The organism is Sorangium sp. So ce128 (assembly GCF_051525245.1).
Classification (GTDB): Bacteria; Myxococcota_A; Polyangia; order Polyangiales; family Polyangiaceae; genus Sorangium; species Sorangium cellulosum_B.
On the sequence record NZ_CP150313.1, the window covers coordinates 5718536 to 5732500 of the forward strand.

A 13965-nucleotide genomic window follows, 5' to 3' on the forward strand; every position below is an offset into this window, starting at 1 on the left:
CCGGCGTGTTGTCGTAGTGTTCGTCCCCGATGTCCGCTCAGGTCCAGCCCCTGCTCACCCCCTTGCCGGCCGGCATGTCCATCCCCGCCGGCACGCTCCGCGCCGAGATGGAGTCGCGCCGCGCGACCGGTCGCCGCTTCGACATCCGTGAGGCCATCGGCCTCGCCGTGCCGCTCTGCACCCAGCTGCACGAGCTGCACGCGCAGGGGCGGACCATGTTCGTGCACCCCTCGTGCCTCGGTCACGACGCCAACGGCACGATCCAGCTGATCGAGGAGCTCGCCCACACCCCTCCTCTGCTCCCGCGCGACCGCGCTTGCCTGGCGCCCGAGGAGCGCAAGGGCAACGAAGGCGACGCGCGCGCGAGCGTCTTCGCGGTGGGGGCCATCCTCTACGAGATGCTCACGAACAGCAGCGTCGGCCCGGGGATGCGGCGTCCGGCGGACGTGATCCCGGACCTGCCGCCCGCGCTGGAAACGGTGCTCGGCAAGTCGCTCGTGGCCGATCCGAAGCACCGCCCGGCGGATCTCGCCGCCCTCGCGCAGGCGCTCTACCAGATCGTCCCGAGCGCCTCGTCGATGCCGCCGAGCGCCGACACGTCGCACCTCGATGCCGACGGCGAGTTCGAGGTCGACGTCAACCTCTCGATGATGCCGCCGACCGGGCACCAGGAGGAAGCGCGCGTCCCGTCGGCGCCGTCCGTGCCGAGGATCCAGGCGGTCTCCGGGGATGGACCGTTCGCGGTCGCCATCCCGGTCAACCAGCCGCAGCGCCTGCACGGCAACGATCCGACCCGCAAGCTCGCGGATCTCAAGGCCGCGCTCGAGTCCGATCCGCGGCCGCGGTACGTCGTCATCAAGGACGGCATGGACCATGGGCCGTTCTCGTCCGTGGAGCTGCTCCAGCAGATCGCGTCCGGCTCCTTCACAGGGGATCAGGTGCTACGCGACACGTTCTCCGCGGAGGAGCGCGCGATCCAGGACTGGGAGGAGTTCGCCCCGTTCGCCGAGCAGGCGAAGCTGAACCGGGACATCGTGCAGGAGAAGCGCGCGCTCGACGCCGTCGTGTCGGCCGAGAAGCAGGGCACGCAGTACAAGGCGCTCCTCGGTCTCGCCCTGATGGGCGTCATCCTCGCCGCGGGCGCGGGCTGGTGGTACCGCGAGCGCAGCCACAAGGAGCAGGAGCTCGCGGTGCAGGGCGCCACCGACCGCGTCGCGATCGAGGTCGACGCCGGCCTCGGCAGCGGCAAGACCGGGCGCGCCGGGAGCGGGGCGCGGCCGAGCGGCGGCGGCAGCTACCCGACGCTCGGCGCTGGCCTGAGCTGTGAGGCGGCGCAGGCGCGCTATGTCGAGGAGTACAAGATGGGCAACAACGGCCCGGCCGACCTCACGGCGGGCGCCTACGGCAACGTGCTGAACCGCGGCACGTACCTGAATGCGTGCAACGTGCCCTCGAGCATGGAGGTGAACGTCTGCGCCGCGGTGCAGAACGGCCGCGCCGTGGGGGTCACCGTCACGACGAGCCCGTCGAACCCGAGCGTCGCTTCGTGTATCTCCGGGCAAATCCGCGGGATGTCGTTCCCGTCCCACCCGCGGCTCGACGTCGCCCGGACGACGTTCAAGTAAAGGAGGCCAGCGCGCCCCTCCCCGCCGAGCCACCAGGCCGGCGCGCCCCTCCCCGTCGACCGTGTCCACGCGACCGATGATCCAGATCGAGCAGCTGACGAAGAGCTTCGGGGGCATGCCGGTGCTCCGGGGCGTCGACCTCGACGTGCCTGCAGGCTGCCTCTACGGGCTCATCGGGCCGGGCGCCTCGGGCAAGAGCGTGCTGCTCAAGATGATCACCGGGCTCCTGCGGCCGGATCGCGGGCACGTGCTCGTCGATGGGAAGGACGTCCACGCGCTCAGCGAGCTCGAGCTCCAGACGTTCCGTCTCAAGTTCGGGATGCTGTTCCAGAACAACGCGCTGTTCGACTACATGACCGTCGGGGAGAACATCGCGTTCCCTCTGCGCCGGCTCTACGATCTCAGCGAGGACGAGATCGAGGAGCGGGTCGCGGAGCGGCTCCGCGCGGTGTCTCTCGCGGGCTTCGAGGGACGGACGCCGGCGGGGCTGTCCGGCGGCCAGAAGAAGCGCGTGGGCGTCGCCCGCGCCACGATCGCTCGCGGCGAGATCGTCCTCTACGACGAGCCCGCGGCCGGCCTCGACCCGGTCACGTCGCAGCGCATCTTCGACCTGCTCCGCGCCGAGCAGAGGGCGATGAACGCGACCGTGGTGATGGTCTCGAGCGATCTCGACCGGCTGCTCACGGTCACCGACCGGGTGGGGATGCTCTACCGCGGACGGCTCATCTTCGACGGCACCACCGCAGAAGCGAAGGCGAGCGACGACCCGCGCGTGAGGCAATTCGTCCACGGGCTGACCGAAGGGCCGCTGTAGAGCGGCGCCGCGCCGCGCAAGGCGCCCTGGAACAAGAAACAAAGACGCAGAGAGGACACGGAGAGAAATCTCTGCTCTCGATGTCTCCGGCGTTCTTTCGGCTCGCCTCCGCCTCTCCTCCTTTGCGCTGATCGGCCCACTTGCGGTCTTCTCCGCTGTTCAGCTCAACCCGTCCCGTCCTCCGCCGGCGCGACCGGGCCGTCGCCGGTGAAGTGGAACCACTGAGTCGGGTGAGCCCGGACGAAGCGCTCCAGGGCGCCCATCATCTCGGCCGCGGCCGCGTCCCGCTCCTCCTCGGTCGCCCGGCGGGCGAGCCGGATCGGCGGCGCCACGACCGCCTCGTAGTCGAGGAAGCCCAGGCGGTGCGTGAACACGGGCAAGATCGGCGCGCCGCTCATCGCGGCGAGCGCGATCGGCCCCTCGGGCGCTCGCCAGCGGCCGCCGAGGAAGGTGACCTCCCGGCTGCGCATCCCGGGCGGCGCGCGATCGATCTGCATCGCGACCACGCCGCCTCGCTGCAGGTGCTTGAGGAGCGGCAGGGCGTCCAGCGGCCCATCGCCGATGTGCACCACCTGGACACCAGCGCGCTGCCGCGCCGCATCCTGGATCGCGCGCGCCTCGGCGTCCCGTTCCCGCTGCATCGCCAGCATGACGCCCGCCGGATGCACCGCGCCGAGGATCTGGCCGGCGATGTCCCAGCCCCCGGTGTGCGCGGTGACGATGATGACCCCCCGGCCTGCTGCAGCGCACGCGTGGTAGTGCTCGACGCCCCGGGAGCGCCGTACCACCGTGTAACCGCGATCGCTCGCGAGCAGCAGCGCCTCGGCGATGCAGCTTCCGTAGGCGGCGAACACCGCGCTGCTGTCGAGCAGGTCGACGAGGCGCGACCGGGGCCCGCGGACGCGGCGGAGGTTCTGCTCGACGCGCCGGCGCAGCTCGGGGAGCGCGGCCGCGAAGAGCACGCCGAAGACCGGAGGGCTATGGCGCACCCAGGGCTCCGGCCCGCGCTTGACGCCCGCGGCGAGGGCGCGGCGCCAGAAGGCCGAGTCATGGCGTAGACCGGAGAAGAGCGCTCCGCGCGGGCGAGGCATCAGGCAGCCTATCTACCGCAAACATAACGGCCGAGGGAGAGGCATCGAGCGCGGCCCCCGCGCCGCCCTGGCGAAGCCCGCCGAGGGCTCGTCACGAGACGCGCGGGCTGCGGGCTCCTGGAGCGCATGCGCCCCCACCGAGGCACAACGCCCCGCTCGGATGAAACGACGTTCCAGCGCCATCGTCCCGACGTCGATGTCTCTCCTGCGCTCGTCCAAGGCGCTCTGCGAGGAGCCGAGTCCAGCATGACAGGAACCGAATCGCCGTCGCCAGGCGAATCCTTACCGAGAAAACAGGTTCATGGAGCTCAAAGTAGTCTGTTACAAGGCCCTTGGATAAGGGGGGCCTTCGACATGAATATCCTGCTCGTCGATGACCAGAACGTCGTCCGGGAAGCGCTGGCGTACGCGCTGACGTCGCAGCCGGGGGTGAGCGAGGTCGTTCAGGCTGGAAGCGGGCAGGAGGCGCTCCGAGCGCAGGAGATCCACCGCTGTCAGGTGGCGGTGATCGAGCTCGGCCTCGCTGATCGCAGCGGGGTCGACCTCATCCGGGATCTCAAGGGCATCGCGGAGCTCCGCGTCATCGTGCTCTCGATGCACCGCGACGAGTTCCGGGTGGCCGAGGCGATGCGGGCTGGCGCCGATGGATATCTGTCGAAGCAGAGCCGGCTCGCCGATCTCGTGGAGGCGCTGCGCACCGTCGTCCGGGGGCGCACGGCCGTATCGCCGGACGTGAGCGCCGCGATGGTGCGCGCGCTCCAGCGGCGCGACGCCGCCGCCAGGGGCGACATGGTGGCCGCGCTGAGCGACCGGGAGCGGCAGGTGCTCCGGCTGCTCGCGATGGGCCTCTCGGCCAAGGAGGTCGCCGTCCAGCTCTCGATCAGCGTGAAGACGGTCGAGACGCACCGGGCGCGCCTCTGCGCGAAGGTGGCGACGCACAGCGTGGCCGACCTGACCCGCCTCGCGGTGCGAGCGGGCCTCGTCGAGGCCTAGGCGGCGCCGTCGCGCGGGAGCGCCTGGCGAGCGCTGGAAGCTCGCTCACCGCCCTCACCGCGCGCGGCGTGCAGCGCGGCGCTGGCTCACGCCGCCGCGGTGGAAGCCCGCGGAGCCGCCCGGAGCGCCGGCAGCGTCTTTCCGATGAGCGCCGAGCCGATGGCGAACCCGGAGAGCGTGAGTCGCATGTGGAGCACGTCCAGCATGCCTTGGCGGTGGAGCAGGGTCAGCGTGCCGCGAATATCCCGGCGGCGAACGCGCAGCCTCTCGACCAGCGAGTCGAGTGTCTCGGAGCGTCCTTCGCGTTGAGCCATGGCCAGAGCCTGCAGGAGAGTTGCGGCTAAAATTTTCTTGTCCATGAGAGCACCCTAAGAAGGGTTCGCTAGAGGTGCCCAGTTTTCGGCGACGATTTTTGTGCGAGATGTCGCTCGCAGCTTGGACGACGGGCGCTCCGTACTCTGCTCATCCTGCGCCTGATACCCACCTCCCCGTATCGAGGGTTCGTCAGCGGTGGTGTCCAGGCTGCCGCCAGCAGAGGCGCGTCGCGTCACGTCGAAATGACGCCCTCGATGGGTGCGAGCACACCCGGTTGGGCGACCATTCGACCAATCCATTCCCTCGGATGGCTCGGCGCGTCAGCGGGGCCCCGCTCTAAGGAGCCGTGTAGGTCGCGCTGAGCTGATATGTGCTGGCCGTGAAGCCGTTCACCGAGAGGAAGGCCTGCGTCTGCCCCGCCGGGACCGTCAGATTGCAGGTCTCCGCGGCGCCGTCCAGATACGGGCGGCAGTCGTACGAGGTCAGGGTCGGCGCGGCGCCGAACCTCACGTAGAGATCAGGGTCGCCGCTGCCGGTCATCACAAGCCGGAGGCTCGTGCCAGGAACCACCGGGAGGGGCCCGTGCGGCGCCGATGCGCCCGCCGCGAGGCTGCCGCTGAAGGTGGCCGACGTGGCCGTGCCGCCGCCGCTGCTGGTGCCGCTCGGTCGGGTATAGGTCACCGCCACGTTGCAGGTGGCCGCGGAGTACCCTCTGACCTTGACGTACGCCTTGGTTTGCCCTGTCGGCACGGTCAACGTGCAAGTCTCGGATGCCCCGGAGAGGTACGGGCGGCAGCTGTACGAGGCCGTCGTCGGCGCCGATCCGAACTTCACGTAGAGGTCGGGATCGCCAGTGCCGGTCATCACCACCGTGAGGCCCGTCCCCGGCGTGATGGCGAAACCGGCGCTCGGTCCGATGTCCACGAACGCACCTGCGTTGACGCTGCTGCTGAAGTTCTCGGTCACTGTCTTGCTGCCGCCGCTGCCGCCGCTGCCGCCACCAGCGCCGCCGCTGCCACCAGCGCCGCCGTTACCGCCGCTACCGCCGGCGCCGCCAGGCGGGCCGTAGAGCGCCTGGGCGCCCTGGATGTCTCTTGCGGTCAGCACGAAGTCCCAGTCGCCGGTGCCGTTGCACTGGGGATAGTGCATGACGGAATCCGAGTCATAGGTGGTCAGCGCGCGCCACGCGTTGTCCTCGAAGCAGACGCCCGCCTCGGGACGCGTGTGCTCGTGCCGAAAGCCGAGCGTGTGGCCGAGCTCGTGCCGCAGCGCTGCCTCGAGCGCGACGCCGGATACCTCGAGCTCGTTGAAGTCGATCAGCACATTCCGCACCGATCGCGCATCATTGGGGAAGAACGCCCGCGCGATGTACTGGCCGCCGGAGTTCGTCGGCCTCACGTCGAAGACGACGTTGCTGTTGCCAGCAGTGCAGGTCGCGTCCTGAGCGCTCTGGTAGATGTAATCGATGTCCGAGGCGCTCTCCCAGGAAGCCGTGGCGGCAGCCATGGCCGCCACGACGGCGGCATGGCGCGCGCCGAAGGTCGTGCTCACGCAGTAGGTGATGCTCTTCTTCTGGGCCGCCGACCAGACGACATCGCTGCCGCCGCTGCGTTGCACGATGAGGGCGCCATCCCGTACGTACGCCTCCCAGAACTCCCGGAGATGCTTGATGTCCGCGACGGGCGTGTCCCCATCGACAATGTAGACACCAGAGTCAGGCTCCCGGAACGCGGCCCTCTCGAACGCCTCGAAGCTTTCCTGGCCACCGCCGACGTCCTCGACCGGCTCGTCCTCGAGATCCGACACGCAGGCCGTAAGCGCGAATACACCCGCGGTCATTACGCCAAGTTTGAAGCTGGCCGAGCCGCAGACACGCGATCTACGCGATCTACGCGATCTCACAGAGCGCATTGAGAGCTCCTTCCGCTCGAAAAAATGATTCTTTGTTCCAGCGAAGAGTCGTTCGGCCGACCGGGAGGATATATAACCTGATCTGAGCGGTGCAGGATCACCAAATCGTCGTGAATCAATAAAAATGACGACGATACTCAAGCGCTGCAGCCATCAGCACACTCGACAATGTTTCGTCGGCGCGGGAATTTTCCAATTTCACAGGAAAGACCCCTCGGCGGCGCCGGCTGGCGATTGCGCTCGATGGTGTCCGAGCAGCAAGGCCCCACCGCGCATGGCCGTCGGGGAGCGCCTTTGCGCTCCCGGACAGGCCCGGAAGCGCATCCGCGGGCGGTTTTACAGCTTGCCCCTGACGTAGGCTCGCTGGATCGTCAGCTTGGGAGGACCGGCGGAGATCTCGAACGCTTCCGGACGGCCGTCCGGAGCGAGGCTGCCGACGAGGCGCATCGTCTTCAGAGAGACCGTGACGGCGCCCGAGGCGTCGCGGAGGTACTGGACGTCGACGGGCTTCGTCGGATCGACGCTGGGCATGTACTCCTGCTGCTTCAGGTCGAAGGAGCCTTTCTTCTTGAGGAGCCGGGCGAGCGCCGAGGCGGTGGCGACGGGCGAGGCGAGCCACGCCTTGGCCGCCGGCGTGAACGTCCCTTGGACCTTCTTGCCCTCGACCTCTCCCGAGTACTCGTACTCGAAGTTCTTCTTCTGGGACAGCTCGATACGGTGGTTCGCCGTGCCTCCCGACGTCTCGATCCAGACGCCTTCCTTGATCTGCCCCTGAGGATCGATGAGCACGTTCGACGCCTCATCCTCGATGTGCAGCGATTTGGGGTCACGCGGCACGAAGGTGGCCGAGCGGGAGAACCACCGCCGCTGGCCGCCCTCGTCCTTGAGCAGATCGCTCGTCTCGAAGCCGACAGGGAGCTTGTCGAGGCGCAGGATGACGGTGTCCGTGTACTCGGGCTTCGGCGCGGCGCTCTTCGACTCGAACGAGTCGAAGAGCGCCTTGGCGAGCCGCTCGAACGTGCGGACATACCCGACCTCGTCATGCAGGCAGGCGATGGGGCGCGCCCTGTCCGCGTGCAGCGCGATCTTGAGCAGGCCGGCCGCCTTCCCGCCGGCGGTCGGGACGAGGTAGAGGGCCTGCACGAACACCGCGGGGCTCTCCCGGTGCACGCTCACCTCCCAGGGAACGACGCGAGCGACCTCCACCTTCGCAGGGTCGAGCAGCTCGATGAAGTTCCTTATCACCTCGCCCGAGTCGAGCATCGTGTTGTAAACGAAGCACTCGACATGGGTGTCCGTGCCGAGGGGGATGGAGATCGCGACGAGCTTCTCCTTCGGCTCGATCTTCGCCTCCCCCGCCCCGAACGCGCGCGCCGACCAGTCCGCGGCGCGGAGCTCCCGGGCGGGCAGCTCGCCTGTCTCGCGGGCGAGCGCCTCCTCGATGTTGAAAGGCTCCTTCGCCGCGGGCGCGGGCGCGGGCGCGGGGCTCTCCGCGGGCGCCGCGCCGCTGGTGCCGCCGCAGCCCGCGAGGAGCGCCAGCGAGAGCGCGACCAGGCCCGCGCCACGCGCGTACCCCGGAGCGCGGCCGCGCGCGCGGCGCGGCCATGATGTCATGTTCGGTGAGCAGAGCTGGCCTCCATCGAGACGAGCCCCCTGGATCGCAAGCGCCATGTGAATCTCCTGCAATGTCGTCACCCCGGCCGCCCGGAAGCCTCGTCGTCGGGCCGGGCGCTGAAGGTGATGATGCAGTGCAACGAGAGCGGCAGCGGCATCGTGTTGTCAAGACGCGACGCGCCAGCGCCGCAGCCCTTCGACGCCCCGCCTGAAGGTTGCCGTCACAAGACCGTCAAGGTGGCCCCTCGGCCATCCAGATTCAGCCATGTCACAGCAAAATAACAACCACACGAGAATCCAGCGGGTTCGCCTGAGTCGACAGAGCGCAAGGGAGCCATCGGAGGTGCCGGGCGCTCGATCGTGAGCAGCGGCGGCCGCGCAGGTGAACCCTGAAAGGGCCACCGTGAGCTCGTGTGTTCGCGATGATGGCAGTCATCTCGCTGGTTCGTTCGATCAGAGGACAGAGGCAAGAAGACGATCCGGACGACCGGTCGCGTCCAGTGAGCCTGTCACGACGGAGCCCGCAGACTGGGGCGACCAGACACGGCGGAGCGCACAGTGAGGCAATTTGCCACAGCGAACCCTCGTGGCGGCACCCCTGGCGACCTGATGGTCATCAATTGTCCGGCCTCGACGCATCGGCAGATTCGTCCGAGCTCCCCGGCCTGGCACCCGCGTTGCAGCATGGCCCCGGCGTCGCCGGCACCGCCGGCCTGATGTGGCCAAGCAGCAGCAGGTAGCCACGGTCGTCGAGTGGCGTTCACGAGGCAATCCATCCGAGGAGTGATTCATGGGACAGACCAGCGAGAGCAAGCGAGGCTTCGCAGCGATGAACGCGGATCAGCAGCGCCAGATCGCGAGTCAGGGCGGCAAGGCAGCTCATGAGAAGGGCACGGCGCACGAGTTCACGTCCGAGGAGGCGCGCGCAGCGGGCCGCAAGGGCGGAGAGGCCGTGAGTCAGAACCGCGAACACATGGCCGAGATCGGGCGCAAGGGCGCCGAGGCGCGGAGTCTGGCGACGAATGGCGAGGGCCGGAGCCGGAAGGTCCGCGGCGGAAGCCATGAGCAACAGGTGAAGGCGGACGAACAACCCCAACAGAACTAGACCGTCCCGGCGCGCCGCTCGGCATCCCCGAGGGCGCGAGGACCACGAAGAGCCGCCGAGGAACCACGAAAGGTATCGCCCTTTCACGGTTGCTCGGCGGTCCTTCTTGGCGCTGTCGACACGCGCCACGCCGCAGCGCTCCCTCCGCCGCGCCCGCCCCCCGGGCGACGGTGGGTGATGGCTGGAACGCAGACGCCAGGACCCGGAATCACCGGTTCGGAGAGGGCCACTCCAGCCCCCGACCGATGGCTACTCCGAGCCGTCGTCGATCCCTGCGCCGTCCTCGAACATCGCCGGGTCGTCGTCGTCGAGGTCGCTCTCGTCCGGCGCGCCGCCGTCCGCCGCCTGCGCGCCGCCCTCGGTCGCGCCGGCGGGCGACATCCTCCATCCACCGGTCGGAGGCCCGGAGGGCCACGCGCGGAGCCCGGGCGGCGGCCTGAAGCCATCTGCCTCGTCCTCCGGCGCATCGAGGCCCGCCGCCGCCGCGCGGCGAGCCCAGTCGGGCGCGTTCGCGGGCGGCACGTGCCGCGGCCGCCACCCGCCCCCCTCGGGCGTGATGGCCCGCTTGAGGTAGCCGTGCGCTCCGGAGGTAAAGCCCACGTCCGAAAGCGCGCGCGCGAGGGGGGAGCTGTGCGCAGGCTCGCCGTCGATCGTGGCCACGAGCACGGCGCGCCGCCGCCCCTCGTCGACGAGCGCCCCGAGCGCCGACGCGATGGCCCGGATCGCGTCGCCGCGCTCCGGCTCGGCCTCCGGCAGGAACGTGGTGAGGCTCCGCTCGGTGCGGCCCATCCAGGCGAGCAGCCGGCCGTCGTGCAGGATCACCAGGGCGCCCGCGGCCCGTTGCGGCCGGACCGGGCCGCGGACGGCGCCTTCGGTGCCGCCGTCGACGGGCGCGGGGAGCTCGGGCCAGCGGACGGCGGCGCCCCAGGGGCTCGCCGGATCCGTGGCCGCGAGGACGAGCGTCCGTGGATCGTCGGACGGCTCGCGGCAGGCCCGGAGGCGATCGTCGGCGCCCGGCACCGCGAACTGCGCGGCGCCCAGCCCGGCGACGAAATAGCCGCGCCGCGCCTGACCGGCCTCCTCCATGGCGCGGAGCACGTCGTAGACGGCGGAGAAGCCGCCGGCGAGCCCCTCGACCGCCGCCGCCTCGCGCGTGAGCACCCCGTGGCGCTCGAGCAGCGCGCGGGCGAGCGCCGCGCGTCGCTCGGTCTCGCCGGGCGCGCCGGAGGACGCGCCGCCAGCAGCGCCGGACGCGCCGGGAGACGACGACAGCAGCGACCAGCGCCCTTCGCTCCCCGGCGGGCCGATCCGGCGCGCCCGCAGCGCCGCGAGGCCGCGGCTGGGCGCAGCGCGGTCGCGGTCGCGCCGCCGGCCGCTCGAGCCGGACGCGCGGCCGAGCGCGCGCAGCGGGGCGAGCGTGTCGTTCGTGACCTCGCCGGCCCACACGAGATCCCAGAGCGCGGCGAGCAGGTCCGCGCCGAAGGCGCCCGTCTCGCGCGACAGGTCGGAGAAGAAGAGCGCGCCGCGGCGCGCGAGCGCGGCGCGGATGCCCTCGGCGAGCGCCCCCTCGGCGCGGCCAGGCGGCGGGGCGAGGTACGGAAAGGCCTCGGCGAGGTAGAGCGCGACGCGGCCGTCGCCGTCGCCGACCGGCTCGACGCCGCGCCAGAGGACCTCGCCGGCCGCGCAGAGCGCGTCGAGATCGCCGGGCCGGTAGCCCTCGACGCGGGCGGGCAGGATCTCGGACTCCAGGGCGGAGGCCGAGAGGGGCGCGCTCTGGAGCTGCTCGAGCGCCGCGAGCAAGCCGTCGAGGCCGCGCCGGCGGCGGTGCAGGCCGTGCCAGTCTGCGAGGAAGCGGGCGTAGGCCTCCGGCGGGACCGGCTCGACCTCGGCGCGCAGCCGGGCCAGCGAGCGGCGCTTCAGCGAGCGCAGCACCTCGGCGTCGCAGAACTCCTGGCCGCGGCCGCCGGGGAGGAACTCGCCCTCGACCACGCGGCCTCGCTCGGCGAGGCGCGCGAGCGCGGCCAGCACCGGCGCAGGGCCGAGGCCGAAGCGCCGGGCCACGTCGTCCGCGCGGAAGGGCCCGTGCGTGCGCGCGTAGCGCGCAACCAGCTCGCCGAGCGGGTCCGCGACGGGCTCGAGGAACGCGATCGGCAGGCCGAGCGGCGGCACCACGCCGAGGGCGTCGCGCAGCCGGCCCGCGTCCTCGGCGGCGGCGACGCGGCGCTCGCCGCCGATCTGGACCTCGATGGCGCGCCGATCCCGGAGGAGCTCGTCGATCCACGCGGCGGCGCGCTCGCGGGCCGCTTCGGGCGGCGCGTCGTGGCCGGCCGCGCGCCGGGCGATCTCGTCGCGCGTGAGATCACCGAGCGAGAGCAGGAGATCGTGCGCCTGGTCCTCGTGCTTGAGCGGCGCTCGGCCGTCGAGGCGCTGGAGCGACGCCTCGAGGGCCAGCACGGCGTCCGCGTCGAACAGCTCGCGCAGCTCGGCCTCGCCGAGCAGCTCGCGCAGGCGGCTGTGATCGATGGTGAGCACCTGCGCCCTTCGCTCGGCGAGCGGCAGATCGCCCTCGTAGATGAAGTTGCCGGCGTAGGTGAAGAGCAGCGTGGCCGCGAACGGCGAGGGCGCGCGGACGTCGACCGTGACCACGCGGACCTTTCGGGCGGCGATCTGCCGGAGGAGATCCTCGAGCGCCGTGAGGTCGAAGACGTCGCGCAGGCACTCGCGGTAGGTCTCGAGCAGGATGGGGAACGAGCCGTAGCGCGACGCGACGGCGAGCAGGTCGGCGGCGCGCTTGCGCTGGGCCCAGAGCGGCGAGCGCTTGCCGGGGAACTTGCGCGGCAGGAGCAGCGCTCGGCCCGCGCACTCGCGGAAACGCGAGGCGAAGAGGGCGGTGTCTCCGAGGCCACGGACGAGCAGATCCTCCACCTGGTCGGCCTGCGGCAGGAGCTGCTTCGCGTCGGGGGGCGACTCCGACTCGGGCAGCCGCAGGACGATGCCGTCGTCGGTCCACACGGTGTCGACCGCGAGGCCGAGCTCGAGGCGGCACCGCTCGGCGATGCAGGTCGCGAGCGGCGCGTGGACGCGGCCGCCGAACGGCGAGAGGAGGCAGATGCGGTGGTCGCCGACCTCGTCGATGAACCGCTCGATCACGAGGGTGCGGTCGCTCGGGACGTCGCCCGTGGCCGCGGCCTGGTCGCGCACGTACCGGACGAGGTTCGAGGCCGCGCGCTCGTCGAGGCCGTGCTCGTCCGCGAGCGTGCGCTCGGCCTCGCCGTCGGGCAACGCGGCGAGGCGCCGCGCGAGGGCGCCGATGGAGGCGCCCAGCTCGGCGTTGCGCCCGGCCTGGTCGCCGCGCCAGAAGGGCATCTTGCCCGGCTCGCCCGGGGCGGGGACGACGAGGACGCGGTCGTGGGTGATGTCGGTGATCCGCCACGACGAGGCGCCGAGGAGGAAGACCTCGCCCTCGCGGGCCTCGAAGACCATCTCCTCGTCGAGCTCCCCGACGCGCCGGCCCGGGCGCGCGGCGTCGCCGCCGGTGTCCAGGAAGACGCCGTAGAGGCCGCGGTCGGGGATGGTGCCGGCGTTGACGACGGCGAGGCGCTTCGCGCCCTTCCTGGCGCGCACGGCGCCGCCCACCCGGTCCCAGACGATGCGGGGCCGGAGCTCGGCGAACTCGTCGGACGGGTAGCGGCCGGAGAGCATGTCGAGCACGCCCTCGAAGCTCGCGCGGGGCAGCTCGGCGAAGGGCGCCGCCCGGCGAACGAGCGAGAAGAGCGCGTCGACGTGGAGGGTGTCCATCGAGGCGATGGCGACGATCTGCTGGGCGAGGACGTCGAGCGGGTTCCTCGGGTACAGGGTCGCCTCGACCTTGCCTTCGCGCATGCGGGACGCGGCGGCGGCGCACGCGAGCAGATCGCCGCGGTGCTTCGGGAAGACGACGCCGCGCGACGTGCCGGAGACCTCGTGCCCCGCGCGCCCGACGCGCTGGAGCCCGGCCGCGACAGAGGGCGGCGCCTCGAGCTGGATCACGAGGTCGACGGAGCCGAGGTCGAGGCCGAGCTCCAGCGACGAGGTCGCGACGATGCACGGCAGGAGGCCCGCCTTGAGCCGCTCCTCGATCTGCTGCCGCTGCTCGCGGGCGATCGATCCGTGGTGCGCGAGCGCGATCTCGGCGCCGGCGGTGTCGTTGAGCGCCGCGGCGAGGCGCTCGGCGAGGCGCCGGCTGTTCACGAAGATCATCGTGGTGCGGTGGGCGCGGACGAGCTCGACGAGGCGCGGGTGGATGCTCGGCCAGATCGAGCGCTGCGCCGGCTCGGCGGGCGCCCCCCTCGGGCCCTCGCCCGCGCGGGCGGCCTCCCCGAGCTTGGTCATGTCCTCGACGGGCACCTCGATGCGGAGCTCCAGGGCCTTCGGGGCGCTCGCGTCGACGAGGGTCACCGGCCGCGGCGCGAAGCGCCCGCTGGCGCCGTCGGTCTCGCCGCCGCCGAGCAGCCGCGC

General features: G+C 71.4%; 9 protein-coding genes (1 of these 9 running past the window's edge). 4 read left to right on the plus strand and 5 right to left on the minus strand.

Going from position 1 to position 13965, the window contains the following annotated elements; all coding sequences use genetic code 11:
* The first annotated feature begins 29 nt into the window (after positions 1 to 29).
* Positions 30 to 1625 (plus strand): hypothetical protein, encoded by a 1596-nt coding sequence (locus WME82_RS21820; protein ID WP_437747404.1) that lies wholly within the window; start codon positions 30 to 32, stop codon positions 1623 to 1625.
* Positions 1626 to 1701: 76 nt separating this feature from the next.
* Positions 1702 to 2439 carry an ABC transporter ATP-binding protein gene (locus WME82_RS21825; RefSeq protein ID WP_438044359.1) on the plus strand — a complete coding sequence of 246 codons (738 nt, stop codon included), beginning with the start codon at positions 1702 to 1704 and terminating at the stop codon, positions 2437 to 2439.
* Between the two features lie 164 nt (positions 2440 to 2603).
* Here WME82_RS21825 and WME82_RS21830 read toward each other — a convergent pair whose 3' ends face one another.
* Positions 2604 to 3530, minus strand: a complete 927-nt coding sequence (locus tag WME82_RS21830) for a lysophospholipid acyltransferase family protein (protein ID WP_437747406.1) — start codon at positions 3528 to 3530, stop codon at positions 2604 to 2606.
* Between the two features lie 354 nt (positions 3531 to 3884).
* Here WME82_RS21830 and WME82_RS21835 point away from each other — a divergent pair, with 354 nt between their 5' ends.
* Positions 3885 to 4523, plus strand: a complete 639-nt coding sequence (locus WME82_RS21835) for a response regulator (RefSeq protein WP_438044360.1) — start codon at positions 3885 to 3887, stop codon at positions 4521 to 4523.
* Positions 4524 to 4609: 86 nt separating this feature from the next.
* On the opposite strand, the gene WME82_RS21840 is transcribed toward WME82_RS21835, so the two are convergent.
* From WME82_RS21840 to WME82_RS21850, 3 genes are all read right to left on the minus strand, one after another.
* Positions 4610 to 4882, minus strand: coding sequence for a hypothetical protein (locus WME82_RS21840; protein ID WP_437747408.1), 273 nt, complete (start codon positions 4880 to 4882; stop codon positions 4610 to 4612).
* 292 nt (positions 4883 to 5174) lie between these two features.
* Positions 5175 to 6644, minus strand: a complete 1470-nt coding sequence (locus WME82_RS21845; RefSeq protein ID WP_438044361.1) for a pre-peptidase C-terminal domain-containing protein — start codon at positions 6642 to 6644, stop codon at positions 5175 to 5177.
* A 441-nt stretch (positions 6645 to 7085) separates the two neighbouring features.
* Entirely contained in the window at positions 7086 to 8420 is a 1335-nt protein-coding gene (locus WME82_RS21850) for a hypothetical protein (RefSeq protein WP_438044362.1), read from the minus strand.
* Between the two features lie 733 nt (positions 8421 to 9153).
* Between WME82_RS21850 and WME82_RS21855 the strand changes: the two genes are divergently transcribed.
* Positions 9154 to 9468 carry a KGG domain-containing protein gene (locus WME82_RS21855; RefSeq protein WP_438044363.1) on the plus strand — a complete coding sequence of 105 codons (315 nt, stop codon included), beginning with the start codon at positions 9154 to 9156 and terminating at the stop codon, positions 9466 to 9468.
* Between the two features lie 249 nt (positions 9469 to 9717).
* Here the strand turns inward: WME82_RS21855 and WME82_RS21860 are convergent, their stop codons facing one another.
* On the minus strand, positions 9718 to 13965 hold the 3' portion of the coding sequence (locus WME82_RS21860; protein ID WP_438044364.1) for an Lhr family helicase. It continues 660 nt past the right edge of the window; only the last 4248 of its 4908 coding nucleotides appear in the window; the start codon falls outside the window, past its right edge; its stop codon occupies positions 9718 to 9720.

Bases quoted from the DNA above. Each gene is read 5' to 3' on its own strand.
- WME82_RS21820 (WP_437747404.1), top strand. From the start codon at position 30: ATGTCCGCTCAGGTCCAGCCCCTGCTCACCCCCTTGCCGGCCGGCATG.
- WME82_RS21825 (WP_438044359.1), top strand. From the start codon at position 1,702: ATGATCCAGATCGAGCAGCTGACGAAGAGCTTCGGGGGCATGCCGGTG.
- WME82_RS21830 (WP_437747406.1), bottom strand. From the start codon at position 3,530: ATGCCTCGCCCGCGCGGAGCGCTCTTCTCCGGTCTACGCCATGACTCG.
- WME82_RS21835 (WP_438044360.1), top strand. From the start codon at position 3,885: ATGAATATCCTGCTCGTCGATGACCAGAACGTCGTCCGGGAAGCGCTG.
- WME82_RS21840 (WP_437747408.1), bottom strand. From the start codon at position 4,882: ATGGACAAGAAAATTTTAGCCGCAACTCTCCTGCAGGCTCTGGCCATG.
- WME82_RS21850 (WP_438044362.1), bottom strand. From the start codon at position 8,420: ATGGCGCTTGCGATCCAGGGGGCTCGTCTCGATGGAGGCCAGCTCTGC.
- WME82_RS21855 (WP_438044363.1), top strand. From the start codon at position 9,154: ATGGGACAGACCAGCGAGAGCAAGCGAGGCTTCGCAGCGATGAACGCG.